At 53.7% G+C, this 26,129-nt stretch carries 23 protein-coding genes; 12 read left to right on the top strand and 11 right to left on the bottom strand.

Annotated features, from left to right (window positions below):
- Positions 1 to 19: 19 nt before the first annotated feature.
- From U2W12_RS18350 to U2W12_RS18335, 4 genes are all read right to left on the bottom strand, one after another.
- Positions 20 to 415: a PilZ domain-containing protein gene (locus U2W12_RS18350; RefSeq protein ID WP_326502144.1), complete on the bottom strand. Its 396-nt coding sequence runs from the start codon at positions 413 to 415 to the stop codon at positions 20 to 22.
- A 247-nt stretch (positions 416 to 662) separates the two neighbouring features.
- Positions 663 to 4,043 (bottom strand): NAD-glutamate dehydrogenase domain-containing protein, encoded by a 3,381-nt coding sequence (locus U2W12_RS18345; protein ID WP_326502143.1) that lies wholly within the window; start codon positions 4,041 to 4,043, stop codon positions 663 to 665.
- Positions 4,040 to 4,465: an ATP-binding protein gene (locus U2W12_RS18340; protein WP_326502142.1), complete on the bottom strand. Its 426-nt coding sequence runs from the start codon at positions 4,463 to 4,465 to the stop codon at positions 4,040 to 4,042. Before U2W12_RS18340 ends, U2W12_RS18345 begins: the two co-directional genes overlap by 4 nt.
- A gap of 9 nt (positions 4,466 to 4,474) precedes the next feature.
- Positions 4,475 to 4,813: an STAS domain-containing protein gene (locus U2W12_RS18335; RefSeq protein ID WP_326502141.1), complete on the bottom strand. Its 339-nt coding sequence runs from the start codon at positions 4,811 to 4,813 to the stop codon at positions 4,475 to 4,477.
- Positions 4,814 to 5,108: 295 nt separating this feature from the next.
- On the opposite strand from U2W12_RS18335, the gene U2W12_RS18330 reads away from it, so the two are divergent.
- Both U2W12_RS18330 and U2W12_RS18325 read left to right on the top strand, forming a co-directional pair.
- Positions 5,109 to 5,612 (top strand): peroxiredoxin, encoded by a 504-nt coding sequence (locus U2W12_RS18330; RefSeq protein WP_326502140.1) that lies wholly within the window; start codon positions 5,109 to 5,111, stop codon positions 5,610 to 5,612.
- A 539-nt stretch (positions 5,613 to 6,151) separates the two neighbouring features.
- Positions 6,152 to 7,042, top strand: a complete 891-nt coding sequence (locus U2W12_RS18325; RefSeq protein ID WP_326502139.1) for a methyltransferase domain-containing protein — start codon at positions 6,152 to 6,154, stop codon at positions 7,040 to 7,042.
- Between the two features lie 59 nt (positions 7,043 to 7,101).
- On the opposite strand, the gene U2W12_RS18320 is transcribed toward U2W12_RS18325, so the two are convergent.
- Genes U2W12_RS18320 through U2W12_RS18305 form a run of 4 tightly spaced genes read right to left on the bottom strand, consistent with a single transcriptional unit; the run spans position 7,102 to position 13,406 of the window.
- On the bottom strand, positions 7,102 to 7,869 hold the full coding sequence (locus U2W12_RS18320) for a hypothetical protein (RefSeq protein WP_326502138.1): 768 nt from the start codon (positions 7,867 to 7,869) through the stop codon (positions 7,102 to 7,104).
- 18 nt (positions 7,870 to 7,887) lie between these two features.
- The gene (gene lpdA / locus U2W12_RS18315) at positions 7,888 to 9,333 is read right to left on the bottom strand and encodes a dihydrolipoyl dehydrogenase (protein ID WP_326502137.1); all 1,446 of its coding nucleotides are present in this window, start codon (positions 9,331 to 9,333) and stop codon (positions 7,888 to 7,890) included.
- Positions 9,334 to 9,336: 3 nt separating this feature from the next.
- Positions 9,337 to 10,575, bottom strand: a complete 1,239-nt coding sequence (gene odhB / locus U2W12_RS18310; protein ID WP_326502136.1) for a 2-oxoglutarate dehydrogenase complex dihydrolipoyllysine-residue succinyltransferase — start codon at positions 10,573 to 10,575, stop codon at positions 9,337 to 9,339.
- Positions 10,576 to 10,577: 2 nt separating this feature from the next.
- Positions 10,578 to 13,406: a 2-oxoglutarate dehydrogenase E1 component gene (locus tag U2W12_RS18305; RefSeq protein ID WP_326502242.1), complete on the bottom strand. Its 2,829-nt coding sequence runs from the start codon at positions 13,404 to 13,406 to the stop codon at positions 10,578 to 10,580.
- A gap of 168 nt (positions 13,407 to 13,574) precedes the next feature.
- Here U2W12_RS18305 and U2W12_RS18300 point away from each other — a divergent pair, with 168 nt between their 5' ends.
- Both U2W12_RS18300 and U2W12_RS18295 read left to right on the top strand, forming a co-directional pair.
- Complete coding sequence (locus tag U2W12_RS18300; RefSeq protein ID WP_326502135.1) at positions 13,575 to 14,258, top strand: DUF2914 domain-containing protein; 684 nt, start codon at positions 13,575 to 13,577, stop codon at positions 14,256 to 14,258.
- A 165-nt stretch (positions 14,259 to 14,423) separates the two neighbouring features.
- Entirely contained in the window at positions 14,424 to 14,738 is a 315-nt protein-coding gene (locus U2W12_RS18295; RefSeq protein ID WP_326502134.1) for an H-NS histone family protein, read from the top strand.
- Between the two features lie 164 nt (positions 14,739 to 14,902).
- Here U2W12_RS18295 and cysZ read toward each other — a convergent pair whose 3' ends face one another.
- Together cysZ and mtnA are read right to left on the bottom strand one after the other, a co-directional pair.
- A complete protein-coding gene (gene cysZ, locus U2W12_RS18290) occupies positions 14,903 to 15,634 on the bottom strand; it encodes a sulfate transporter CysZ (RefSeq protein WP_326502133.1) in 732 nt (243 codons plus the stop codon).
- 30 nt (positions 15,635 to 15,664) lie between these two features.
- On the bottom strand, positions 15,665 to 16,705 hold the full coding sequence (mtnA, locus tag U2W12_RS18285) for an S-methyl-5-thioribose-1-phosphate isomerase (protein WP_326502132.1): 1,041 nt from the start codon (positions 16,703 to 16,705) through the stop codon (positions 15,665 to 15,667).
- 59 nt (positions 16,706 to 16,764) lie between these two features.
- Between mtnA and U2W12_RS18280 the strand changes: the two genes are divergently transcribed.
- The 8 genes from U2W12_RS18280 to phoU all read left to right on the top strand — a co-directional run bounded on the left by U2W12_RS18280 (position 16,765) and on the right by phoU (position 24,351).
- Entirely contained in the window at positions 16,765 to 18,075 is a 1,311-nt protein-coding gene (locus tag U2W12_RS18280; protein ID WP_326502131.1) for a TRZ/ATZ family hydrolase, read from the top strand.
- A gap of 171 nt (positions 18,076 to 18,246) precedes the next feature.
- Entirely contained in the window at positions 18,247 to 18,954 is a 708-nt protein-coding gene (gene ubiG, locus U2W12_RS18275) for a bifunctional 2-polyprenyl-6-hydroxyphenol methylase/3-demethylubiquinol 3-O-methyltransferase UbiG (RefSeq protein ID WP_326502130.1), read from the top strand.
- Positions 18,955 to 18,960: 6 nt separating this feature from the next.
- Positions 18,961 to 19,629: an HAD-IA family hydrolase gene (locus U2W12_RS18270; RefSeq protein ID WP_326502129.1), complete on the top strand. Its 669-nt coding sequence runs from the start codon at positions 18,961 to 18,963 to the stop codon at positions 19,627 to 19,629.
- Entirely contained in the window at positions 19,620 to 20,348 is a 729-nt protein-coding gene (locus U2W12_RS18265) for an SDR family NAD(P)-dependent oxidoreductase (protein WP_326502128.1), read from the top strand. Before U2W12_RS18270 ends, U2W12_RS18265 begins: the two co-directional genes overlap by 10 nt.
- An 8-nt stretch (positions 20,349 to 20,356) precedes the next feature.
- Positions 20,357 to 20,905: a putative Fe-S cluster assembly protein SufT gene (sufT, locus tag U2W12_RS18260; RefSeq protein ID WP_326502127.1), complete on the top strand. Its 549-nt coding sequence runs from the start codon at positions 20,357 to 20,359 to the stop codon at positions 20,903 to 20,905.
- A 149-nt stretch (positions 20,906 to 21,054) separates the two neighbouring features.
- Positions 21,055 to 22,407 carry an esterase-like activity of phytase family protein gene (locus U2W12_RS18255; RefSeq protein WP_326502126.1) on the top strand — a complete coding sequence of 451 codons (1,353 nt, stop codon included), beginning with the start codon at positions 21,055 to 21,057 and terminating at the stop codon, positions 22,405 to 22,407.
- Between the two features lie 558 nt (positions 22,408 to 22,965).
- Positions 22,966 to 23,478, top strand: coding sequence for a CDP-diacylglycerol--serine O-phosphatidyltransferase (gene pssA / locus U2W12_RS18250; RefSeq protein ID WP_326502125.1), 513 nt, complete (start codon positions 22,966 to 22,968; stop codon positions 23,476 to 23,478).
- Between the two features lie 147 nt (positions 23,479 to 23,625).
- Complete coding sequence (gene phoU, locus U2W12_RS18245) at positions 23,626 to 24,351, top strand: phosphate signaling complex protein PhoU (protein WP_326502124.1); 726 nt, start codon at positions 23,626 to 23,628, stop codon at positions 24,349 to 24,351.
- Between the two features lie 9 nt (positions 24,352 to 24,360).
- Here the strand turns inward: phoU and U2W12_RS18240 are convergent, their stop codons facing one another.
- A complete protein-coding gene (locus U2W12_RS18240; RefSeq protein ID WP_326502123.1) occupies positions 24,361 to 25,965 on the bottom strand; it encodes an alkaline phosphatase D family protein in 1,605 nt (534 codons plus the stop codon).
- Positions 25,966 to 26,129: the final 164 nt, after the last annotated feature.

The following is a 26,129-nucleotide window of genomic DNA, read 5'->3' as shown; positions in this document are numbered from 1 at the left end:
GGATGTGGCGGCCTGCTTTCTAAATCGGCCGATGCGCCTGATTGAATCCAGCCGATTTACTAATGTAGCTAACCAACCGATTCAGACTGTTATTTTCGATTTCGACGTAACGCATGCAGATCATGCACTGCTCCTTCGATAGACGCCGTGCATAGGCAATATGACATTTCGCCTGCACAGGAACATTTTGCCCCTCGCCATCAGGGAGATTCAGCGCAATCGATAGCCGCATGGGACGCCCGCCGATCACAAAATTACCGCCTGGCGCGATCGCATCACGCTGATAAATATCGCACAAAACATTTACGCCATCCCCCGTCGTTTCGACAGCAGTCACATGCAGTTCACTGCCGCCTTCATTGAAGATGGTCGCAGGAAGTTTCTCCGAAACTCTACCATATATTTTCTTCTCCATCACTCTCAGCCCTCTCGTTATCATTCATTGTGAATACAGGTGCGAAATCTGCTCTTTTATATACGGTAAGTTTTGTCTACTTTTCTTAAAAGTCAATCCTAAATATTCAATAATGTTTAGGGCTGAACGTTCGTCCGAAACTTATCGAAAGATAGGTGGCTTTGGCGCTCTGTTTCACGCACCGCCAAAGCAATGCAAAACGGCAATCCGGGCCGAGATCGGAAATGATACAAAGGGAGGACGCTTTTTACGTGCCGCTTGAATGTAAGGAAAGGCTGGCAACCACTCTTTCCATCTGACCGCAAAGCACTATATAGGGATACAAATTGGTCGGCGTAAAATGATTAATCTCCTGGACTAGATTCGAATAACGGATCATATCGTCATGCGCTTTGAACGCCTCGAAATAGGCGCCGCAAGAAGGCGCGGAACCGGCCATGATCTCGATCAACAGCCTGCCGGTCAGCATCATCAACTTTTCCCGCAAGGAGCCGTTGACCCTGCTCTGCCATGCATCCTGGCTAGGCAATAGCGACAGCCGCTTAAAGACCGCATCTAACCCCAAAAGCCCCCTGACTTCCTGATTCCGTTGCGAAACAACCGCCAACTCCTGCCCGGTTTCTTCCGCTAGGTCAACGAGCCATAAAAAATCATCCAAACCGGCGATGAAAGCCATCCTGAGAGCGAGATCACTTTCGATTCCCTGCGTTTGATAGCGCGCCACGTGGGCCTTGACCGACTCATCATTCACACCGCCCTGTTCGCTGAAATAGCGCCAAGACTCCTGCAAATAACGCTGATAGCGCTCCATTGTCGCGTTGTCTAGCCGGATTCGGCGGTGATGGCGCAATGCCCAGCGACAGAAGCGTTCGAGCATGTTTTCGGTGCCCAGCAAGCACTCATATTGCAGTGCCGCCGGGATTTTATTATCTAAACCCTCGATACGCCGCCGCAGATCATCCGCCTGCAGGATACGTTCAAACCCGAGATAACAGTTGATCCGTTCCAACAGATCGTTTTTCTCGCCATCAACCCACGTACTCAAAAAACAGCAGCCCGCCTGATTGATGATCTTGTTGCTGATAAAAGTCGCCTTGATCTTGTCCGCCAGAGGGTGTAGATACAACACGTCTTGATAATCCCTGACGAGCGGATCGGGAAAATAATCGTGGAGATAACCATCGCAACACGGGTCACCCAGCAGAGCCGTATGCTCTTGAATTAGATCGGTGAAAAACATTTTGACGGCCGACATCAACACCGCGAACTCCGGGCGGGTAATTGTCTTGGCTAGACGGTTCTGCACTTCTTTCTCGCTGGGGAACAATTCCGTTGCCCCTTCGAAAAAGCCGGCGGCTTCCAGACGCTCGGCGACCTCAAAAAACGGCGCGGCACTTTCCGCCGCGCGCAATTGTTCCAGCGACAGGCATTGGCTCTGTGCATAATTGTCCGCCAGCACCAAACGGCAAACCTGGCCGGTCATCTCGGCAAACAACGTTTGGCCTCCGCTCAGCAGATTTTTCTTGTGCAGCAGCGTCAGAAAGATTTTTAAATTGACTTCATGATCGGAGGTATCGACGCCGGCCGAATTGTCGACCGCATCGGTGTTGATCTTGCCGCCCTTCAGGCTGTATTCGATGCGCGCTTGCTGGGTAAAGCCCAGATTCGCGCCCTCGCCGACCACCTTCGCGCGCAACGCGGATGCATCGACACGCACATTATCGTTCGCGCGATCGGAGACATCTTCATGTTTTTCGGTGCTAGCCTTCACATAGGTGCCAATGCCACCGAGCCATAACAGATCGGTTTCGGCGGTCAACAGATAACGAATCAACGATTCGCCGTCGAGCGAGCGGTAATGTACGCCGAGCCATTTTTTCAGCTCGGGCGACAACGGAATGTCTTTCGCGGAACGCAAATAGACGCCGCCGCCTTCGGACAGCAGCGTGCGATCGTAATCATTCCAACTGGAGCCTGGCAACTCGAACAGGCGTTTGCGCTCCCGCAACGCCGCATCGCCCTCCGGAGGGTTCGGATCTAGAAAAATATGCTGGCCGCTGAATGCCGCGAGCAACCGAATGCAGGGCGACAACAACATGCCGTTACCGAACACATCGCCGTCCATGCTGCCGACGCCGATCACGGTAAACGCTTCGCTCTGGATATTTTTGCCGAGTTCGCGGAAATGCCTTTTCACGCACTCCCAAGCGCCGCGCGCGGTAATGCCGAGCGCCTTGTGGTTATAACCGTGCGAGCCTCCGCTCGCAAACGCATCGCCCAGCCAGAACCGATAATCTTTTGACACCGCATTCGCGATGTCCGAAAACTGGGCCGTACCCTTGTCGGCCGCGACGACCAGATAGGGATCGGGATCGTCGTAAACGACCAGATACGGCGGATGCAGCACGGCCTGAGCATCATCATAATTATCGGTCAGATCGAGCAGCCCCTTGATCAGCGTCAGATAAGCCTGTTTGCCGGCCTCCTTGATATCGCGCCGCAAACCGATGCTGGTCAATACAAAACCGCCCTTCGCGCCGGTCGGCACGATCAGTGCATTTTTGCTGACCTGAGTCTGCATCAAGCCGAGAATTTCACTGCGAAAATCGTCGGGCCTGTCGGACCAGCGGATGCCGCCCCGCGATACCTTGCCGGCGCGCAGATGAATACCCTGCATCGCGGCCGCATGCACAAAAATCTCATACTGCGGCTTCGGCGGCGGCATCTCGATCACGCCGAGGCTGTCGATTTTAAAAGCGATCAAATACTCGGACGACTGCCGCCGCAGATGGAAATTGCAGCGCATCGTCGCGTCGATCAAATTGAACAGATTGCGCAAGATCCTGTCGTCGTTCAGATCGGCGACCCTTTCCATGCTTTGCAATAATTCAAGATGCATCGGTAACAAGGATTCCTCTTCCCTGAGCAAGGCATCCTCATCGTCGAGATAGGGTCTGAAACGCGCATCGAAATAATGATACAGGCACAACGCTACGCCGGGATTGCAGAGCAGCGCGTGATGAATGCTCGCGCGGGTGGTGCGGTGGCCCAATTGCAGATAATAATTTCGGTAGGCGCGCAGCACATCGATCTCCTGCCAGTCCAGGCCGGTCAGAATGATCAACTTGTTCAGCGCGTCATTTTCGACGCGCATCTCTAAAATCGCCCGAATCGCCTCCAACAGACGCCGTTTCAACCGCGCCATCGACGCGCAAGGATTTTGCGCGGGCTTGATCGTGAAGCTTTTGATAAAGTACGACGAACCTTCGACATCGGCGATGAACTGCACATGATCCATCGCTCTCAGATGCAGGTTTTCGAGCACCGGGATATATTCATCGAGAAAGCGTTCCTCGCGACTGTAAAAATGCAGACGGTAATGCTCGACTTTTTGGCACGGACTCAGAATGCCTACCGACGGACATTCCGCCGACAGCAGCCACTCCAGATGCAGCATGTCTTTCAATGCAAAGCGCGGTGCAACCAGCGACTGATAGCTCTCGGTCGTCAATGACCGGTATTTGGAGCACAACGCGCGCCCCTGTTCCTTACCGAGCGCGCGTTCGGCCAGCCGCAGCAAAGCATGACGCCAGGTTTCGTAATTTCCCTTCATCAACGCCCTATTCATTTCAGATACTTGATAATTTCGAGCACGTTACCGTCGTTAATCCGCGTGTAGGTAACAGAGTCCATGAATGTGCGAATGAAAAAAATCCCCATGCCGCCTTCTTTCGGATGATCGAAATCCGGGATATCCACTTTTTCCAGATCGAAGCCTTGGCCGTGATCGTAAACCTTGATATTCAATTCCTGATCGTCGATATGAATGGTAATCCTGACGGTATCCTTCGGATCATTGTAGTTGGCGTGCTTGATCGCATTGGCGGTCGCCTCGGTCAAGACCAGATTCAGATGATAAGACAACGCCTCGCGATCGCCGGAGTAATCCTCCAGATCTTTCGCAATTTGTTCGCCGATACTACCGATCAGATTCAGATATTTGGTCTGCGTCGGTATGATCACTTCAACCTGGATAATGGGATCGCACATGGCCAACCTTTAATTTTGACTTCCTAGAGCTTCTGTTAGATCGACATAAATCTCAAAAATTCGGTTCAACCGCGTTAATTCGAACATCGACACCACCTGTTGTTTACATCCCGCCAAAATAAACCGGCCCGATTTTGCCATTGCATTCTTGTGCCCGGACAAGAGAGCGCCAAGACCCGAACTATCGATAAAGCGCACCCTGTCCAATTGCACGATGATGTCGGCTTCTCCCTGCTCGATCAGGTGCAGAAAGATTTCCTTCAGTCCGGCCGAATTATGCGCGTCGATGCGCTCTTCAAGCACATTCACCACGCTGTAGCCGTTGATTTTTTCCAGATTCGCATTCATCGCTGCTTCCATTGTTATTCGTTGATCTTATCAAACCCTCCGCCTCGCGCCAGGCAAAAACTGACGAACTTCCGAAGAACCATAACGGCCAAGAAAATTTTCATCAGCCTGATCGAGGCAATGGCTAGACTTTCGTTCCCCTGCTGATTATCATGCGGAGGGCATCGTCTGTAAACGGTGTTCCGATCCTAATCGCTCAGACAAAAAAATCTTGTCTTGCTTATCGGCCATGCGCGCCGGAGCCGGGCCTCCGCTGAGTGTACCATAATAACTATAACGCTATTTGAGGTGTTCGATGTTAGAAAAACTGCAACCCGCCCCGATGTTCAGAGCATTGAATCAGAATGGTCAACTGGTCAGCCTGTATGATTTCGCCGGCGATAAAAACATCGTTTTATATTTCTATCCGAAAGACGACACTCCCGGCTGCACGATCGAGGCAAACGACTTTACCCAACTGGCCGACGAATTCGCCAAGCTTGATACGGTCGTGATCGGCGTCAGCAAGGACACTTGCCAATGCCATGCCGATTTCATCAAGAAATACAATCTGAATGTAGAACTGCTCGCCGACACCACAGGCGAAATGTGCGTGAATTACGGGGTTTGGCGTGAACGCGAGAAAAATGGTGTCAGAAGTATGCACATTCTGCGTTCGACCTTCATCGTCGACAAGGATGGTATCTTGCAGGACGTCGCCTACGGCGTCAATCACGAAGGACATGCCCAGGCGACGCTGGATAAACTGAAAAATCCGCAGCCCGAAGAGGGAGCCGCCTCGGAAGCCGAGGCGGAATAAGCTTTGCTAAGGCGATTCTGGTTCCCGCGCGGCGCGTGGGAACCAGAAAACCACTTGAGTCCGTTTTAAGAAATATCTTGTTGTCCGGCAATAGACATTCAATGCTTGATGCGATTCCGCTTAGGCGTGGAGCGATTGAATGTGAGTTCAGCGCCATTAAATTTTTACCGGATCGGCATTCGGACTGCCGACCGCTGGTGCTGCTACTGCGCAGTCTTTGAAAGCTTCGAAAAACTGCTGACAAAATCCCGGCATCGCTTTTTCGGCTGGTCTTTGTATGCCGTTAGGCGAAATAGCCGGGTTTATCAATAGGGATTCGAGGACGAAAAAAAGCATCGCGATCAATCCGAGCACAACCCAATGATTGGATAAAAGCGGCAAAGCGACTCATCGCCATTCTCGGGGCAAACAAACTGCGGCCAGTTCCAGAATCTGTTTCCAGGATAAATTATCTTGCTCGCAAGATGCGTTTTTTATTTATCGATTCGAATTTGTTGGCAGGATTCCAAAATAGAACGTTTCCGATGCTCCGAAAAATCATGAACAGAATCAAACACGCGGTACGGATCAAAAAACATCACGACCCGCGAACACGAGAAACCGTCAACCTGCCCTATTTCGATGACCTGCTGAAACTGCTGCATGACGGCAACAAGGAGGTCGAACAAAGCTTCGGGCGGCACGTTCACTGGGGATATTGGGGAAATCCGCAAAAGGCCGAACCGACCGGCGCCGATTTCGCCGAGGCCGCGGAATCTCTGAGCCAGGAAATTTGCCTGGCAGCCGGCGTCCATAACGGCTTGAGCGTGCTGGACGCCGGTTGCGGCTTCGGCGGCACGATCGCGCATATCAACGATAATGACACAGACATGCGGCTGACCGGCCTCAATCTGGACCCACGCCAGTTGCGACGCGCGCGCTCGCAGGTAGTCGCACGCTCCGGAAACCGGATCGAATTCGTGCAGGGCGATGCCTGCAAGCTGCCGTTTCCAGACCAATGTTTCGATGTGGTGCTTGCAGTCGAATGCATTTTTCATTTTCCGAGCCGCGAACAATTTTTTCGGGAAGCTTGGCGCGTATTGAAACCGGGCGGCACTCTGGCCTTATCCGATTTCATTCCTGCGCCGATCATCGTTCCATTCTCCAAAATCAGGCTGCCGGAGCGTCTGAGCCGTGGGTTTTACGGCAAATGCAATGTGCGCTATACGCTGAAGGACTATCGGCATTTAGCCCGTGAATCGGGCTTTGCTATTCAAAGCGAATGGGATATTACCGTAAATACCCTGCCCACCTACCCGCACCTCAGGCGTCTGGCGTGGGAAACCTCTTTTTTTAATGGCTTCGCGATGATCGAGACTGCGACACTGGAACTGTTAAGCCGGCTCGGCTTGATCAAATACTATATCCACGCTTTTCAAAAAGACGATTAGAAACGGTCGGCTAAACATCAGCCACGCCGTATAACTAGCGCAGATTCCCGCAGCTCGATTTACCGACTGATCCTGACCGGCGCGATCGGCAACATAATCAAAAAGCCGATGCCCGATCCGAGCGCCAGCCATTTTACGATCGAATAAAGTCGGCGCAGCTTGCGGTTAGCTTTATTGATGATCGTAAATTCGTTCACATAAATCGTTTCGCAAGCGCCGTTGCCGGTGTCTTCGCGGATGGTGCTGGTGCCCCGGCGGAAGCCGTTGCCCGGATTAGCATATTCGGCAAGCAAACCGGAAAGGCGGATGTGATCACCCGGTTCCGCACTCATCAGCGCGGCTTTCACCTGATCCTTGTCAACAAGCAAATGATTATTCGACAACGCGTTCATTTTAAACACATTGCCGGTTTCCCTGTCCGGCCAGGAAGCCCAGCAGGTCCAACTGTCGTTATGAAAGTTGATCCGGTGATAAACGCCCGACTGCACATTCTGGCCCCAGATCACGCATAAATCGCGCAGGTTCAAAAAATCCTGCCAGCGGCCGTGATGCCAGATGTCGTTCAATTGATTCGCATCATGCAGGCTGACCACAACGCCGTCGAGTCGATACGAAAATTTAGGCGTAATCGTATAGTTCTGGCCGTTCACCGAGGCGCTGAACGCAGTCTCGGCGGTAGGCTCTTGCAAGGGTTCCTGCAACTCATCGAGCTCGTAATAGGAAGGCTCGGGCATCTTGTCCTTATACGCATACAACCCGGCCAACGCCAAGGCGCTGAACCAGAATAACCGTTTGAACAGCGTCTCGAGAAAGGAGGACAATACCACAGTTACACAAGCCCGGCGTCACCTGCTTATCGGCAAATGCAGCGCCATTTTTCTTATCGCCAACGCGCCTTCGTAGAGCGCTTCGGACAGGGTGGGATGCGCATGGATCGTTTTCGCAAGATCTTCGCTGCTGGCCGAGAATTCCATCGCGAGCACCGCTTCGGCAATCAGTTCGGAAGCTCCAGAGCCGATCATGTGCACGCCGAGAATCATATCTGTTTCAGCATGCGTGATGATCTTGACCAGGCCGTCCGTGCGCCCCATAGTCAACGCCCGCGACGAGGCGCTGAACGGAAAAACGCCGACCTTCAACGGCTCGCCGAGCGCCCTCAGCGCCTGCTCGGTCTGCCCGACCCAGGCAATCTCGGGATCGGTATAAATCACGCTCGGCAGCAGATCGTAATTGATCATTGGTTGCAGGCCTGCGATCTGCTCGGCCACGAATACGCCCTCCTCGATGCCCTTATGCGCGAGCATCGGGCCAAGCAAAGTCAGATCGCCGACCGCATAGACGCCGGGTAGATTGGTACGGCAATTTTCATCGACATGCACATAGCCCGATTCGTCGAGCAACAAGTCGGCTTCAGGCGCAGCTAACCCTTCGGAACTGGGTTTGCGGCCGATTGCCACGATCAGGCGGTCAACGCGAAGCATATGGGTGCCCTCATGATCCTGATATTCGATCGTGACTTTCTTGTTGCCCTTCTTGGCCGAAATAACCCTTGCGCCGAGGCGCAATTCCATACCTTGGCCGGCGAAGATCTTATAGGCTTCGCGCGCGATTTGCTGATCCGGCAGATTCAAAAAGTTTTCCTGGGCTTCAAGCAGTATCACTTCGGCGCCCAGTCGCTTCCAGATGCTGGCGATTTCGAGGCCCTTGATGCCCGCCCCGATGATCGCCAGACGTTTCGGCACGGCCGTCAAACTCAACGCCTCGCTGGTGTCGATGATATAGTCGTGATCGATCGGCGCGCAAGGCAAGGTCAACGGCGACGATCCGGTCGCCAGAATGATATGGTCGGCGACTAGGCAGGACGGCGCGCTGCCGTCGACCGGCACAATTTCGACGTGGCCAGCCTGCAACAGGCGGCCCCTGGCAGGGATATGCGTGATCTGATGCGCTTTGAACAGCCCGGCGATCCTTTGATTGATCTCCGAAACGATTTGATCCTTGCGGCGAACCATCGCGGCCACGTTCAGCGTCACATTTTCGGCACTGATCCCGTGCTGCTCGAGGCCGCTAGTCAGCGTGTGATAAATCTTCGCCGATTCGAGCAAGGCCATCGAGGCGACGCAGCCGGCATTCAAATAGGCGCCGCCCAGATGGGGTCGGCCGAATTTGTCGCTCCAACTGTCGATGCAGGCGGTTTTTAATCCCAACTGCCCGCAGCGTATCGCGCTGACGTAACCGGCAGGACCCGCGCCGATAATGATCACATCGTATTTCGCTTGTGGCTTCGGCATAATTTAAATGTTCAATAGTAAATGGGCCGGCGACTCCAGACACTCCTTGATCGTAACTAAAAACTGCACCGCTTCCCGGCCGTCCACCAGGCGGTGATCGTATGACAGCGCAAGGAACATAATCGGCCGGATCACGATTTGGCCGTTTTCGGCGACCGGCCGCTCCTTGATCGCATGCATGCCGAGAATCGCGCATTGCGGCGGATTCAGAATCGGTGTCGACAACATCGAGCCGAAGATGCCGCCGTTGGTGATCGTAAAGGTGCCTCCCTGCAGATCCTCGTAGGTCAAGGTGCCCGAGCGCGCCTTCTCGCCGAAATCGGCGATACTCTTTTCGATGCCGGCAAAATCCAGTTGATCTGCGTCGCGCAGCACCGGTACGATCAAGCCGCGCGGCGTCGACACCGCAATGCCGATGTCGTAATAACCGTGATAGATGATATCGTTGCCGTCGATCGACGCATTGATCGCCGGAAATTTCTTCAATGCCTCGATCGAGGCCTTCACAAAGAACGACATGAAGCCAAGTTTGGCATTGTGTTTTTGCTCGAAGCGGGTCTTGTACTGATTGCGCAGATCGATCACGCTCTGCATGTTGACCTCGTTGAACGTGGTCAGCATCGCCGCGTTTTGCTGCGCCTGCAACAGGCGCTCGGCCACTTTCGCGCGCAATCTCGTCATCGGCACGCGCTGTTCGGGACGCAGATTGTTGGCGCCGACCTGATGACGCTCGGCCTCCCTGGCGCGCGGCGCTTCCTGTATGGCTGCGGGCGCCTGTTGCTCAACTTCGACGGGAGCTTGTTTCTTCAAATGATCGAGCACATCTGATTTGGTAATCCGCCCGCTTCTGCCGGTGCCGGTAATGGCCTGAGGATCGATCGTCGTTTCATGCAGAAGCCGCCGGACCGACGGGCTTAACGGCATTTCCGCGGCCTCATGATGAATTTCCTGAGGTTTTGCAGCGGTGGCGGAGCTTTCGACCGGCGCTGGCGCGGCAACGCTCCCGGCCGTCTGGATCACCGCCAATACCTCGCCGGCGGTCACCACCGCGCCGTTCTCTTTCAGTATACTGGCCAACACGCCGGATTCCGGCGCCGGCACTTCCAGTACAACCTTATCGGTTTCCAGATCAACCAAATTTTCGTTCCTGACGACCGTATCGCCGGGTTGCTTGTGCCAGACAACCAAGGTCGCATCGGCGACCGATTCCGGCAAGTTGGGTACTACGACTTCAATGCTCATTATTATTTTCCTGCGGAATGACCGTATAACGCCGATTCGACCACGGCTTTCTGTTGTTGGATATGATCGTGAAAATGACCGACCGCCGGCGCCGCGGACGCTTCGCGTCCACTGTAGCTCATACGAATGGAGGGTGTCAGATTGTCCCGAAAATGATGATTCGACTGATACCAGGCGCCCTGATTTTTCGGCTCTTCCTGGCACCAGACGAATTCTTCCAAATTCGGATATTTGGCCAATTCCGCCTTGAACAACTCCGTCGGAAACGGGTAAAGCTGCTCGATGCGGGCGATCACGACATGTTTCAGATCGGCCTCGCGGCGCGCTTCGAGCAGATCGTAATAAACCTTGCCGCCACAGAGCACGAAGCGGGTCACTTTTTTCGGATTGATCTCGTCCACCTCGCCGATGATCGACTGGAAATGACCGCCGGTCAAATCCTCCAGCGTCGACACCGCTAGCTTGTGCCGAAGCAGGCTTTTCGGGCTCATCACGATCAACGGTTTCCGGTAAGGCCGGATCAACTGGCGGCGCAGCAGATGGAAGATTTGCGCGGGCGTGGTCGGCGTGCAGACCTGAATATTGTGCTCGGCGCAAAGTTGCAGATAACGCTCCAGGCGCGCCGAGGAATGCTCGGGCCCTTGTCCTTCGTAGCCGTGCGGCAACAACAGCACCAGGCCGCACAGACGGCCCCATTTGGTTTCGCCGGAACTGATGAACTGATCGATTACGACCTGCGCACCGTTCGCGAAATCGCCGAACTGAGCCTCCCAGATCACCAAGGTATTCGGCATCGTGGTGCTGTAGCCGTATTCGAAGCCCAATACGCCCGCCTCGGACAACAGTGAATCATAAATATCCGCACGTCCCTGGTCTTTGTCCAGATGCTGCAGCGGAATGTATTCTTCATTCTTCAACTGATTGTGCAGCACCGCATGGCGGTGCACGAATGTACCCCGGCCGACATCCTGGCCGGTAATGCGCACATGATACTTTTCCATCAGCAGCGTCGCATAGGCCATGTTTTCCGCGAAGCCCCAGTCCAGCGGCAAGGCGCCGGCGGCCATCTTACGGCGGTTGTCCATCACCTTCGCGACGCGCGGGTGAATTTCAAAACCGGCCGGCAAACGCAGCATCCGGTCGCTGCAATAGCGCAACCGGTCGAGCGAAATGGCTGTGTCGCCCGGTGCTTCCCATTGCCGGTCATGAAAATGATTCCACTGGTGCGTATAGGTATAGACTGGGTTTTGCGATAAGGGCCTGGATACCACCTGCCCCTGATCGAGCATTTTTTGATAGTCGTTTACCATCGCCGCGGCTTCCTCGGCGGTAATGACGCCTTCGGCTATCAGCTTTTCGGCGTAGAGCCTGCGCGTCGTTTTGAGATTGCGGATTTTTTTGTACATCATCGGCTGCGTCGCAGCCGGCTCGTCTGCCTCGTTATGACCGAGGCGCCGGTAGCAGATCAGATCTATCACCACGTCCTTCTTGAACGTCATCCGATAATCGAGCGCCAGTTTGCTGACGAAGACCACCGCCTCCGGATCGTCGCCGTTTACATGAAACACCGGCGCCTGGATCATGCTCGCAATGTCGGTGCAATAGAGTGTCGAGCGCGCATCGCGAGGATCGCTGGTCGTAAAGCCGATCTGGTTGTTGATCACGACATGGATCGTGCCGCCGGCCGCAAAGCCACGCGTCTGCGACATGTTCAGCGTTTCCATCACGATACCCTGTCCCGAAAAGGAGGCATCGCCGTGAATCAGTACCGGGATCACCGACTCTTTACCGTCGATACCGGCCCGATCCTGACGCGCCCTGACCGAACCTTCGACGACCGGATTGATGATCTCCAGATGCGACGGGTTGAAAGCAAGCGTCAAATGCACCGGCCCTGTCGGTGTATCAATGTCGGAGGAGAAGCCCATGTGATATTTAACATCGCCGGTACTAACGCCCGGCGACGCCGCCGAATGGCCCGCGAATTCATCGAACAAGAGCGCCGGGCTCTTGCCGAGAATATTAACAAGCACATTCAAACGGCCGCGATGCGCCATACCGATCACGATTTCGTTAACGCCCTTAGTACTGCACCCCAAAATCAGTTCGTCGAGGACCGGAATCAACGACTCGCCGCCTTCGAGCGAAAAGCGCTTCTGGCCGACAAATTTGTTATGCAGATAAACTTCGATGCCTTCGGCCGCGGTCAACAATTTGAGCACCCAGCGCTGTTTTTCAGGATCGAGGGTCAGATTGCCTTTCGCGTTTTCCATCCGGCTGATCAGCCAGCGGCGCGTCGCAGTATCGGCGATGTGCATGTATTCGGAGCCGATACTGCCACAGTAAATTTCTTTTAGATTTGCGATGATCTCGCGCAAGGGCAGACGGTCGACGCCATGCAAAATGCCGGTGTCGAACCAGGTGTCCATATCCGGCTCCGCCAGCCCGTAATAGGCCGGATCCATGTCGGGCGGCGGCGGCAGGGTCTTACCGAGCGGGTTATTATTCGCGATCTGATGGCCGCGCACCCGGTAATGATTGATCAGCCGCGCCACGGCTGCTTGTTTCTTGACGCTCTCCTCGGTAAAGCCCTGCATTTGCGCAAGCCTTCCTTGCGATTTCAGCGCCAGTTCGGCAAAACGCTGGACGATCGGGCTGTGCGGCGTTTCATAACCGCCGCCGTTCTGCATCGCCCGAAAACGCTGCCGCCAATCGGGGTCGACCGCTTCCGGATCTTTCAAATAACGTTCGTATAAATCTTCGATAAACCAGGCGTTGCTTCCATAGAGCGAGGAAGATTCCCGGAATTTTTCAAGCAGCGAGGCCATGATCGGTGTCCTGATGGGAAGAGCGGAAATGTCTGTCGGTCCGGATATCGGATGTATAGTCGTACAAGATAGCGTAGTGGTATATTACCAGCATGCAGGGTCTTTGCTAACTAAAAAGTAAGCTTAAGTCCCGGAAAACCGTTTAGCTCAAAGCCTGATCGATAAATTGATATGACAGACTCAAAAAACATCGTAATCAAAGTCAAATACACTGCGCCGGATGCTGCGGCGGAATTACCGCCCAAAATGATAACAGAATGGAATAGCAAACGAATAGCCGGCGCATTAGGCCTTGTGCTGCTATTGCTTGCTGCGTTCTTCTTCTGGTGGAACGGCAAGTCCGGCGATACCGGCAGCACAAGCCAACAAACCGCAACGACCGAGGCGCCGGCACCCGTGCCCTCCGTGAACGCGGCCAAACCGCAACGACCGCCCGCAGCCCCCGCTTCGATTCCCGCCGCAGCGAGCGAAACCCTCAAGCCCATTCAAGCGCCGCCAGCACCTGTCAAGGCGAGCCAGGGCGGCAGAATCCGCCGGGCCGCGCTCGCCTACCGCATCGTCGGTAAAAAGCCCGCCGATTTGATCGGGTCAACCGTCAGGGTCCGCAACGGCAAACCGGTGCCAGTGTATTATTTTATCGAAGTCAGAGGCAAGAAGGATCAGACTCTCTTCCACGAATGGCTGAAAGACGGGCAAATGATCCTGCGGCATCCGCTGGCGGTCGCCGCGGAAAGATGGCGCACGTCGAGCCAACGTCAGTTGGGATTGGACGACCAGGGACTTTGGCTCGTGCGCACGGTGGATGATAAAGGCAGCGTAATGAATGAAATTCAATTTACAGTATCCGCGAAATAATCTTATTTTCGCCGATATTAGCAATCAGGTTCATCTTCCTTTTTGAATTAATATCGACCTCAGTCTGCTCGTGATTTGAGTTATTACTGATTCTTTTATAATGCATTTAAAAACCGGTATTCATTATGTTATAATTTCTCATTTGCATAATCTTGAGAACCCAATATGACTGACTATCAGAATCTTTCTGTGAACGAATTACAAACTGTTATCGATAACGCCGAGAAGGCATTAAAAAATAAACTTGTGAACCATCGCAAGGAAGTCATTGCGCAGATCAAGGAACTGGCCGCCTCAATCGATGTTACGGTGGAAATCATCGAAAGCGACAAAAAATCCCCTCGCAAAGGCGTTAAAGTGCCGGCCAAATACCGCCACCCTAACGATCCCGATAAAATCTGGACTGGCCGGGGCATGATGCCGAAATGGCTGCGCACGCTGATCGACCAAGGACACGACAGCGCTGAATTTAAAATTTAAAGCGATATCTTCGATACTACCTATAAGCGCTTAGCAATAAATCAACAGGTATGCTCTGTTTTCGTAATGCCATACTGATTGGACCCGACAGAAAACAATACATGTGAGCTTTTTGTAAGGCGCTTATAGAGGCCGTCAAGGTCGCCTCTATATTCCAAGATGTTTCATCTCAAAGCGTCGGCCTTTACAATTTTGCGCAGATAGATAGTCGCGCCGATCACCGCCGCCGGAGCCACAATAATATTGATCACCGGCAAGGCCAACCCTGCCGCCGCCAGTCCGCCGAAACTCAACGCCCCCCATCTGACACTACGTATCAACTTATGTTGCTCGGAAAACAAAACCCCGGCATTCTCCAGAGGATACGCCAGATATTCCAGTGCCATACCCCAGGCGCCAAATAACGCCCACAATACTGGCGCAAGCACATTAATGCCCGGAATAATCGACAATATCACCAACGGTATTGCCCGGACCCCCAAATAAACCGCCCGCTTCAATTCTGCCTTGATCACCTTTAACCAGGGCACTTCGACAAGCATTGCCGATTCTCCGCCGATAATCGACAGCGCTGCCGCAGACAGCATGCCGTAAAAAGGTGCTGCGATTAAATTAGCCACCACCGTAAAGGTAAAGAATCCGGCGATAAAAAAACTGATAAAGAACAGCGGCCATAATATCCAGCGCAGCCATTGCAGCCAACCCGGAATGAAGTGATCGATCATATCGGCAAGATAATAATAACCGAGCGTGAATGCGATTCCATATACTAAAAAATTAATCAAAACCGGAATTAAGACGAATTTTCGCAATTTCGGCTCGCCTAGCAAGCTCATCCCTTGTATAAAAGATTTAATCGCCAACAAAGGATTATTTCCCTTTTGATCAAATACCATAAGCAATACCTCCAGGGTTTTGATTGAGAGTCAGAATGCTCTCAATCGGGCCATGCCTTCGGCGGACGGATTTAATACCACGCCGCTTTCGGTCACGATCGCGCTAATCAAGTCAGCCGGCGTCACGTCAAACACCGGATTCCATGCGTTAACCAATGTTTGCTGCTCTCGGTAGCATGCGGGCAACAACTCCGCCGGGTCGCGTTCTTCGATCTCGATGCGACTGCCGTCCGCGATCGTCCAGTCGATCGTCGAGTTCGGCGCGACCACCATGAACTTAACGCCATGCTGCCTGGCCAAAACCGCCAAGGCATAAGTGCCGATCTTGTTCGCCGCATCGCCGTTCGCCGCGATCCGGTCCGCGCCGACGATAACCCAGTCGATCGCGCCGGAGCGCATCAGCCAGGCCGCCGCCGAATCGGCGATCAGGGTCGCCGGAATGCCGTCCTGCGATAATTCCCAAACGGTCAGGCGCGCGCCTTGCAGCCAGGGTCGGGTCTCGTCGGCATAGACCTTGACCGGCTGGCGGGCATACAAGCTGCGGATCACGCTCAGCGCGGTGCCATAGCCGCCGGTCGCCAAGGCCCCGGCATTGCAGTGCGTCAATACGCCTTTGGCGCCGTCGATCAAATCCGCGCCACGCTCGCCCATTGCCCGGTTCGCGGCAATGTCGTCCGCATGGATTTTCTCGGCCTCGGCCAGCACAGCCGCCAATGGATCAGCATGAGACGCATCAAGCACCGCTTTCATCCGGCCCAAGGCCCAAAACAGATTGACGGCGGTCGGCCGCGATTTGGCCAGCATGTCGATATCGGCATCGACCTTGGCGCGCCAGTCAGCCGCATTTTCCGCGACATGCCGCATCACCGACAACACCACGCCATAGGCCGCCGCAATACCGATCGCCGGCGCTCCACGCACGCGCATCGAAGCGATCGCATCGCCGACCCCTTCGGCCTCGCCACAGTCCTGATAAACAATCTGCTCAGGCACCTTTCTTTGATCCAGCACCTGCAATTTATCGCCGACCCACTTCAAGGCTTCGACAGACAATCTATTTTGTTTCGTCATTATTTGGTCAACAATTCATATAAAAAGTTATAATTTACCGCTTGATTCAAGGAACCTTCATGCAAATCGATACCCTAATCCATGCGCGCTGGATTATACCCGTAGAACCCGAATCAGTAACCTATGCAAACCATAGCCTGGCGATCGACGGCGGCAGGATTGTCGATCTGTTACCGACCGATCTGGCCAAGCAAAAATACGCCGGCACGCACACCGAAGACCTCGGCGACCATGCGCTGTTGCCGGGCCTGATCAATTGTCATACGCACGCCGCGATGACGCTGCTGCGAGGCATCGCGGACGATCTGCAACTGATGGACTGGCTGCAACATCACATCTGGCCGCTCGAACAGCGCTGGGTCAGCGAAGCCTTCGTCAGGGACGGCACCGAGCTGGCGATCGCCGAAATGATTCGCGGCGGCACGACCTGTTTCCAGGAAATGTATTTCTTCCCGGAAGTCGCGGCGCAACAGGCTATTCTACACGGAATCAGAGCCAGCATCGGCCTGGTTGTAGTGGATTTTCCGACCATCTGGGCCGAAAACAGCGACGCCTATATCGAAAAAGGCTTGGCTCTGCATGACCAATTGCGCCACGAACCGCTAATCACGACCGCGTTCGCGCCGCATGCGCCTTACACGGTCTCCGACGAACCGCTCAAAAAAATCCGCATGTTCGCGGACGAACTGGAGCTGCCGGTGCATATTCATCTGCACGAAACGCGGCACGAAATCGAACAGGAACAGGCCAAAACCGGCATAAGGCCGCTTCAGCGCTTGCAGGAACTGGGCCTGGTCACGCCCTCGCTAATGGCGGTGCACATGACACAATTGACTGGTACAGAAATGGACCTGCTCCGGGAAAGCGGCGCGCATGTGGTGCATTGCCCGGAATCGAATCTGAAACTGGCCAGCGGCTTTTGTCCGGTCGCGGAACTCCTCGCTCGCGGCGTCAATGTCGCGCTCGGCACCGACGGCGCGGCCAGCAACAACGACCTCGACATGTTCGGCGAAATGCGCACCGCCGCGCTGCTGGCCAAAGCGGTCGCCAACGATGCGAGCGCCCTGCCGGCAATGACGGCCTTAAAAATGGCAACGATCAACGGCGCGAAGGCGATCGGCATCGAACGGGAGACCGGCTCGCTCGAAATCGGCAAGGCGGCCGACATAATCGCGGTCGATTTGAGCGCTCTCGAAACCCAGCCCCTGTATTGCCCGATCTCGCAAATCGTTTATGCGGCAAGCCGCCGGCAGGTCAGCGACGTATGGGTGGCCGGCAAACGGCTGTTGAAACAGCGCGAACTGACCACGATCGATGTCGCGGAATTGACCGAAAAAATCGGCCAATGGCGGCAGCGACTGTCGTCCTAATTTGCCCAACGTAAGTTTCGCATTTATGTCCCAGAGGGTATCGCGCACCTTCCCAAATACGCTGAGCTTCGAAAAGGTATGCGTTGCGTAACCTAGATACAATATTGATTTGCCCAAAACTATTAACCTAGTAAAATAGTAAACTATAGCATTCACCTACGCCAATCTCTTATGACTGCATCAAACAACGTGCATTTGCACGAAATCAACAAATTCGGCTCCCGTGCCGAGCGCTGGTGGGATCCGCAGGGCGAATTCAAGACCCTGCACGAGATCAATCCGCTGCGGCTCCAGTTCATCAAGCGCTTCATCGGCATCAAAGGCGCGCGGATCGTCGATGTCGGCTGCGGCGGCGGAATTTTGACCGAAGGCCTGGCCAAAGAGGGCGCGGATGCGCTGGGCATCGACCTCAGCGAAGAACTGATCGACATCGCCGATCTGCACGGCCTCGAGACCGGCGTCCGCGCGCAGTATCAGAAAATCAGCGCCGAAGACCTGGCCGCGCAACAGCCGGCCGGCTTCGACCATGTGACCTGCATGGAAATGCTCGAACACGTCCCGGATCCCGGCGCAATCATCAACGCCTGCGCGACGCTGGTCAGACCGGGCGGCATGGTGTTTTTCTCAACCTTGAACCGCAAACCGAAAGCCTATTTATTGGCTATCTTTGCCGCCGAACATGTGCTGAACATGCTGCCGAAAGGCACGCACGATTACAAGACCTTCATCAAGCCGTCCGAGCTTTGTCAATCGGCGCGCAATGCCGGCCTCGAACTGCAAGGCATGGTCGGCATCGAATACAATCCGTTCAGCAAGCGCTTCAGCCTCGGCAAGGACATCGACATCAACTATATCGCCGCTTTCCGGCGTCCCGAGTAAGCGCCGATGCGACTCAGCTGCGTCATGTTCGACCTGGACGGGACCCTGGTCGATACCGCGCCGGACCTGATGCGCTGCCTGAACTTGGCTTTGCTTCAGCACGGTTTCGCGGAGGCCAGCCCGGCGGCAATCAAGCCGTTCATTTCGTTCGGCGCGCGCGCGATGATCGCCGCCAGCCTGACCGCGCCGGCCGATAATCGCACCGAGGAAGCATTGCTAGAAACGATGCTCGATTGCTATGAAAGCCATATCGCCGATCACTCGGTATTTTTTGCCGGCATCGAAGACACCCTGAAGCTGATCGAGGCACAAGGGTTGAAATGGGGCGTCGTGACGAATAAACGCAAGCGCTTCACGAATCCGTTGATGGCGGCATTGAATCTGACCGGCCGCGCCGCGTGCATCGTCAGTGGCGATACGACCGCTTTCGAAAAACCGCATCCCGAACCAATGCTGACCGCCTGCAAACTGGCCGGCGTAGAACCCGAGCAATGCGTCTATATCGGCGATGCCAGCCATGACATCGCAGCCGGCAAAAACGCGAACATGAAAACGCTGGCCGCACGCTACGGCTACCTAAAACCGGGCGACCGGCCGGAAACCTGGGGCGCGGACGCGGTGATCGAATCGCCCGCGCAAATTACCGACTGGATTGGAGCGCATACATGCCACTGAGCAAGCAAGTAGTTTTGATTACCGGCGCGGGCGGCGGCCTCGGCGCGACGGCCGCGCTGGCCCTGGCCAAACATGGCGCGCAAGTGATTCTGCTCGACAACAAGTTGCCGAAACTCGAGGTGGTTTATGACAAGATCGTCGAGGCCGGCGCGCCCGAGCCGATCCTGTATCCGTTCGATCTGGCAGGCGCGACTGAAAATGACTTTCAGGAACTGGCGGATCGGATCGAGGAAAAATACGGCTCGCTGCAAGGCATCCTGCATTCGGCGGTCGAATTCAGCGGCTTCACGCCGCTGTCGCTGCTCGGCACCAAGGAATGGGGCCATGCTTTGAACGTAAATCTAAACGGCCCGTTCCTGCTCTGCCGGGTATTGTTGCCGGTGCTGCAAAAAAGCGAGCACGCCTCGATCGTGTTCACCTCCGACTCCTCCGCCCGCAACACGCCGGCTTATTCCGGCGTCTACGGCGTGTCCAAATGCGCGCTGGAAGGTCTGGCGCACATACTGGCCGAGGAGGTCGAAGCCTTCGGCAAAATCCGGGTCAATATCATGGTCCCCGGCCCCGTCGATTCGCCGTTGCACAAAAAAGCCTATCCGGGCGTCGATAACAGCAGGCTGCCTTCCATGGAATCTCTCGCGCCGGTTTACCTATACCTTTTCGGCCCGCAAAGCATCGGCGTGAACGGCCAGATCATCGATGCGCGCACCTTTCATCTCTAAACACTTTTATGTCTGAACGAGAAGCCTTTGTCCTAACCCGCGACGTCGACATCATTACAATACCGGACGGCGTACCCGGCACCCTGAAAAAGGGCGAAACGGTCGTGATCCACCAGTCGCTTGGCAACAATTACACAGTCGTAACCGAGTTCGGCCATATGGTGCGGATCGCCGGCAGCGACGCCGACGCGCTCGGCAAGGAAACCCACGAATTGCATACCCTGGTGTCCGAGACCAGCCCGGAAGCAGTTGAGAAAAACTGCTGGGAAGTGATGAAGACCGTCTATGACCCGGAAATTCCGGTCAATATTGTCGATCTGGGCCTGGTGTATTCCTGCAAGGTCACCCAAGTCGATGAGCATCTGAACGACGTGCATGTCCGCATGACCTTGACCGCGCCCGGCTGCGGCATGGGACCGGTCATTCAAAGCGATGTCGAAAAATGCATCCGCGCCCTGCCCGGCGTCGATCACGTCATCGTCGAAGTCGTGCTCGACCCGCCCTGGTCGCGCGAGATGATGTCGGAAGTGGCGCAGTTGCAGTTGGGGTTGTATTGATTCAATTTCCCTCCCTATAGCGGTAGCATGCGGTGACCGACTTAACTTTCCATTACCTTAAAAATACCCGTTGCTGGCTGCTCCTGTCATAAAAAGGTCATATCCAAATGTTAAAAGTTGTATTTTTTCAGCCATTTGGAGACTTTCTTATGAAAAAAGCCTTGCTGCTTCTGTCTTTGTACGGAGCATCGGCGATTTGTGCGGCCGACCCTCAACTCATGGCCATCGGCCGTCTGAGCGATGAACACGATCTCTCCGGCTTAACCGGAACCCTTGAGAATGGGGTTGATAGCGCCAATGTGCTGGGCGGCATTGGTTCCGGCCTGGCTTATGCTGGCAACAACACCTTTCTGGCGCTGCCCGATCGAGGCCCCAATGCAACCGAATGGAATGCCGACGTCGACAACACCACTTCCTATATTTCAAGATTTCATACCGTTTCGCTGCAACTCACCGACACGCCATCCAATGGCTTGCCGATGACATTGGCGCCACAACTGCAAAGTACCACCTTGTTATTCAGCCCTTCTACATTGACTTACGGGGCAGCCGTTCCCGATATCAATACCCGTAACCAGCATTTCTTCAGCGGTCGGTCGGACAACTTCGGCGAAGGCGTTTCCACGAATCCCTCTCATGCCCGTCTCGACCCGGAGGCTATTCGTGTAGGACACAATGGCAAAATCTATATTTCCGATGAATACGGCCCTTATGTTTATGAATTTGACCGGCTCACCGGAAAACGCACCCGAATTTTCAGTCTACCGGCCGCATTCACTGCCGACCATCTGAGCGCCAAAGGCGCCGATGAAATCGCTGCCAATACCCAGGGCCGTGTTGCGAATAAAGGCATGGAAGGCCTCGCCATGACACCGGACGGCGGCACGTTGATCGGCTTCGAGCAAAGCCCGTTACTGCAGGACGGCGGCGATGGCGGCAGAACGAACCGGATCGTCACGATCGACATCGAAACCGGTAAAACGCATCAGTATGTTTACGACAACTATCTGGCCGATAAGGGCAAATCGTATAACAGCAGCGAAATTCTGGCGATCAACGATCATGAATTTCTCGTGCTGGAACGCGACGGCAAAGGTTTGGGCGACGGCAGTAAAGCGGTTGTAAAACGTTTATATAAAATCGACTTGAAAGGCGCAACCGACATTGGCCCGCTGAACATTAGCGGCGAAAACAACTTGCTGCCCTTTGCCGTAGAAAAATCATTATTCCTCGATATTGTAAAAATGTTAAATGAAAAATATGGCATCGACGTTAAAAACATTCCCGCCAAACTGGAAGGCATCGCGTTCGGCAGCGATGTGGTTTCAAGCGGCGTCACTTATCATACCCTGTGGATTGCGAACGACAACGACTTTTTGCCGACCGTCGCCGGCGGCAATCTGTTTTATGTCGTTGGTTTCACTGACCAAGACTTGATCGACTTATCGGTTAAAGACGGTCTCGTCGAACAAAAATTCGACCGTCGCAAGCCATTGCGTTGAAAGAAATGAAAAAAATCCGGGTCGTTAAACCCGGATTTTTTCAATGGTTGTTGTCGAATTTCAGCTGACTTTCTCAAAAAAGCCGAATTACAGCCGAACGATCACCGGGCGTTCGGTCAAAGATGGCTCTCATCGTATGGTGTTGTAGCATCTCTACCCGCTCATTGCCCAACACCCTACGGCAATCTTCGGCAATATGAAGCGAAGAGGCGCCGCCAGTCCGAACCCGATATACGAGGCCGCGACCAAGGCATAATATCAAGTTCCGTCCTCCGCTAGTCAGCGACTTGATTCCCAGAACCTGCGCTAAAACTTAGCCAACCCCTCTATTGCATTGCGGTTATCGGCTCCAAACCACGCATTCAGTTATCGATAATCGTTTGACACCCCCCAAGAATCCGCAGAAAGGATGACAGAAATGTGCCAACCGGTTCAAGATCAGTATTTGTGAATTTTGACAACAGTGATCGCTTCAATCACCGAATAAATATGCTCGTCATATTTCCTGTGTCTAATGATAAGTCGGCATCGTTACCAACCTAAACTTGAGGCGAAATCATGAATATCATCCGCTACTTAAAAATTGCCGACTGTTTTACGCTGGGAAACCTGTTCGCTGGCATCTTAGCCGTGTATTTTGCCGCTCTAGGCCAGTTGACCCTCAGCGCTGCTTTATTATTCCTTGCCGCGGTTTTTGACGTACTCGATGGCAAAGTGGCGGGATGGCTGAATGAAAAAAATCAGTTCGGCAAGGAAATCGATTCACTGTCCGATCTGGTATCCTTCGGCGTGGCTCCGGTTCTTGTGTATTTTGTACTCGATACTCCCGGACTTTTCAGAGTGCTAACGGGATTATTTTTTGCCGCTTGCGGCATGTTGCGTCTGGCGCGCTACAATGTGACCGAAAATAGCGGTTTTGAAGGCGTACCAATCTCTGTAAACGGAGTTATTTTTGCGGTGTTATTACTGGTTCAGACCGCTGTTCCTGAAACGCTGCAATTTTGGCCATACCTGTTTTTATTACAGGGAGGGTTGATGATTTCTACGTTTAAAATACAACGGCTATTTTGAAAAAAACTATGCCGGCGCTTAAAAAACGTGCTTCATGACAGCAACGGCCAATAGCCAGGAAATGCTTTGTGCATTGGGCAAAAGAATGAAAGGCGGCTTACCGGCCTGCCCTCATAAAAATTTTTCAACCCGAGATTGATTCAAATTATGGATTCGACAAAATCCGGACATCACATTTCCGGCCAATTTGACATTGAAATTGAATACATCCGCGACCAAGTTCTGTCCATGGGTGGTTTGGTCGAACAGCAAGTCAAATTCGCCATACAGGCCTTCATCAATGGCGATCCCGAGCAAGCTGAAAAAGTCATTCGCCAGGACAAACAAGTACACCTTTACGGAACCATTCTCGATCAAAAATGTGCGGAGATCTTGGCGCTCCGCCAGCCTGCGGCATTCGATTTGAGAATGCTGATCGCCGCGATTAAAATCATCATCGAACTTGAAAGAATCGGTTATTTTGCCGAATATACCGCCATTAAATCGATTAATTTATCCTCGGTTGAAAAAAAAACCGAGAGTTGCCCCGAAGTTCAGCATCTTTACAAATTGAATAAAAAACTGCTTCATGATGTGCTGAATGCATTCGCACAACAGAACATAAACAACATCAATGCGATCATCACCCAATACCGCAACATCGCTCGCGAATATATCCTCATTTTTCGACAATTGAGCGCACGCATGAGCGAAAATCCGCGCGACATCCAACGCACAATGCATTTGCTGAGCACGGTCCGGGACATAGAACGTATCGCTGAACATGCGTTTCACATCTTCGAATACGTGGTCTACCTCGTCAAAGGCGAAAATATCAGACATTTAAGCGCCGAGGAAATAGCGCGCAAATTTGCCAAGCGGGATAAACCGTAAATGAAAGGCTTAAATCGGGGCCGGCATAATGCTCTGCTGAAATAGGATGTCGCCTTCCAAGTTTTTTAGAGTCACCGTCATGATCCGGCTGTCACCGTCGATATCGACCTGTCCGAAAGATTGCATTCCGGACAGCGGCGACAGATTCGATACAGGCGAGGCTTTTTGAAAGATCACTTGCGGACCGAAGGTGTCGTCGAGCTCGTGCGGACCGAAACTGCCCGCATTCAAAGGACCGGCGACAAACTCCCAGAACGGCTCGAAATCCTTAAATCGTGCCTTTGCCGGATCGTAAAAATGCGCGGCCGCATAATGCACATCGGCGGTCAGCCAGAGTGTATTCTTGATGGCGTCCTGCTTCATGAATCCCAGCAACTCGGCCAGTTCAAACTCACGCCCTTGTACCGGACCGTCGCCGTTCGCAAAACTTTCGAATTGCGGCCGGTTCATCTGATCGACGCCGTCCTGCGATTGCAGGCCGAGCGGCATGTCCGCAGCGATCACTTTCCACTCCGCAGCCGAATTTTTCAGCCCGTCTTTCAGCCAATCCAATTGCTCGCGGCCCAGATAAACAGTATCGTCCCCCGGGGTTGTCTGGCGATTGTGATTGTTGCCGCCCCGATACGAACGCATGTCCAGTACGAACACATCGAGTAACGGACCGTAAGACAATTTACGGTAAATCCGCCGAGCCGAATCGGCCACCGGATAACGCATCGGCGCATATTCCATCGCAGCTTTCCTGCCGTGCGCCTCCAACGTTGCGATCGATTTTTCGCGATAGCGCGGATCGCCGTTCACATCCTTCGCGGGAGACCAGTTATTGGTGATCTCATGGTCATCCCAAAGCCAGACGGTCGGCACTTCCGCGTTGAAACGGCGCAGATTATCATCGAGCAGATTGTATTTGTAGCGGCCGCGAAATTCGTCCAACGTTTCGGCGACCTTGGCGACTTCCGGAATCACGAGGTTGTGCCAGATCTCTCCGGTCTGCGGCACGACCTGAGACTCCTGAATCGGGCTGTCGGCATAAATGCTGTCGCCGCAATGGATGAAAAAATCCGGTTCGGTCTGCCGCATCGTTTCAAAAATCTTCATACCGCCAATGTCAGGATTGATGCCCCATCCCTGCCCGCAGGTATCGCCGGACCAGAGGAAACGGATAGCCCTTACGTCGTCGGGCGCAGTCCGAAAATGGCCGTAACAGGGTTGACTCAGGTTTTTTCGATCATCGATGTCCTGAAACATCACTCTGACATAAATCTCCCGGCCCGCCGGCAACCCTGTCAAATCCATACGAACCGTATAGTCGGACTTGGCCAATGCCCGCGGTCCGGTCAGCAATTTGGCTTCGGTAAACGTGGGATTTAAGCTGAATTCGACCAACATTCGGCTCGGACGGTCAGAGCGGCTCCAGACCATCGCCCGGTTCCGCAGCACATCGCCGAATTGAATGCCCTGCGCCAACTGCGGCCGGTCGAATGCCCCCGCCGAATCAACCGACTCGGCAATAATACTGCTGCGTCCGCTCATGGTCGGGACAAAACCCGCACCCAATACCAGCCCCGACGTTTTGATGAAATGGCGGCGGGATTTTTGAAAATCATTCAACATAACACAAACTGAATCCTAATTATTGGTCTGTATTATTGAATGCCTGTTATGACAAGCTCATGACGGGATAATGAACATATGAAGATAATGCAAAGAGTGCGCAAAAAGTGGTCCAGACATCTCTTACGAAAAGGTCGGAATTGACTACACTTTACGATTTACAT

The sequence above is a fragment of the Methylomicrobium sp. Wu6 genome (assembly GCF_035916875.1).
GTDB lineage: Bacteria > Pseudomonadota > Gammaproteobacteria > Methylococcales > Methylomonadaceae > Methylomicrobium.
Note: the sequence above shows the minus strand (reverse complement) of the source record. Positions and strands in the feature narration are given on the sequence as shown.

Excerpts from the sequence above, each read along its gene's own strand:
- U2W12_RS18240 (WP_326502123.1), bottom strand. The coding sequence starts at position 25,965 with ATGTTGAATGATTTTCAAAAATCCCGCCGCCATTTCATCAAAACGTCG.
- U2W12_RS18350 (WP_326502144.1), bottom strand. The coding sequence starts at position 415 with ATGGAGAAGAAAATATATGGTAGAGTTTCGGAGAAACTTCCTGCGACC.
- mtnA (WP_326502132.1), bottom strand. The coding sequence starts at position 16,705 with ATGACGAAACAAAATAGATTGTCTGTCGAAGCCTTGAAGTGGGTCGGC.
- U2W12_RS18330 (WP_326502140.1), top strand. The coding sequence starts at position 5,109 with ATGTTAGAAAAACTGCAACCCGCCCCGATGTTCAGAGCATTGAATCAG.
- U2W12_RS18270 (WP_326502129.1), top strand. The coding sequence starts at position 18,961 with ATGCGACTCAGCTGCGTCATGTTCGACCTGGACGGGACCCTGGTCGAT.
- U2W12_RS18340 (WP_326502142.1), bottom strand. The coding sequence starts at position 4,465 with ATGTGCGATCCCATTATCCAGGTTGAAGTGATCATACCGACGCAGACC.
- U2W12_RS18255 (WP_326502126.1), top strand. The coding sequence starts at position 21,055 with ATGAAAAAAGCCTTGCTGCTTCTGTCTTTGTACGGAGCATCGGCGATT.
- U2W12_RS18295 (WP_326502134.1), top strand. The coding sequence starts at position 14,424 with ATGACTGACTATCAGAATCTTTCTGTGAACGAATTACAAACTGTTATC.
- U2W12_RS18335 (WP_326502141.1), bottom strand. The coding sequence starts at position 4,813 with ATGAATGCGAATCTGGAAAAAATCAACGGCTACAGCGTGGTGAATGTG.
- phoU (WP_326502124.1), top strand. The coding sequence starts at position 23,626 with ATGGATTCGACAAAATCCGGACATCACATTTCCGGCCAATTTGACATT.
- U2W12_RS18265 (WP_326502128.1), top strand. The coding sequence starts at position 19,620 with ATGCCACTGAGCAAGCAAGTAGTTTTGATTACCGGCGCGGGCGGCGGC.
- ubiG (WP_326502130.1), top strand. The coding sequence starts at position 18,247 with ATGACTGCATCAAACAACGTGCATTTGCACGAAATCAACAAATTCGGC.
- odhB (WP_326502136.1), bottom strand. The coding sequence starts at position 10,575 with ATGAGCATTGAAGTCGTAGTACCCAACTTGCCGGAATCGGTCGCCGAT.
- sufT (WP_326502127.1), top strand. The coding sequence starts at position 20,357 with ATGTCTGAACGAGAAGCCTTTGTCCTAACCCGCGACGTCGACATCATT.
- pssA (WP_326502125.1), top strand. The coding sequence starts at position 22,966 with ATGAATATCATCCGCTACTTAAAAATTGCCGACTGTTTTACGCTGGGA.
- U2W12_RS18280 (WP_326502131.1), top strand. The coding sequence starts at position 16,765 with ATGCAAATCGATACCCTAATCCATGCGCGCTGGATTATACCCGTAGAA.
- U2W12_RS18300 (WP_326502135.1), top strand. The coding sequence starts at position 13,575 with ATGACAGACTCAAAAAACATCGTAATCAAAGTCAAATACACTGCGCCG.
- cysZ (WP_326502133.1), bottom strand. The coding sequence starts at position 15,634 with ATGGTATTTGATCAAAAGGGAAATAATCCTTTGTTGGCGATTAAATCT.
- U2W12_RS18325 (WP_326502139.1), top strand. The coding sequence starts at position 6,152 with ATGAACAGAATCAAACACGCGGTACGGATCAAAAAACATCACGACCCG.
- lpdA (WP_326502137.1), bottom strand. The coding sequence starts at position 9,333 with ATGCCGAAGCCACAAGCGAAATACGATGTGATCATTATCGGCGCGGGT.
- U2W12_RS18345 (WP_326502143.1), bottom strand. The coding sequence starts at position 4,043 with ATGAATAGGGCGTTGATGAAGGGAAATTACGAAACCTGGCGTCATGCT.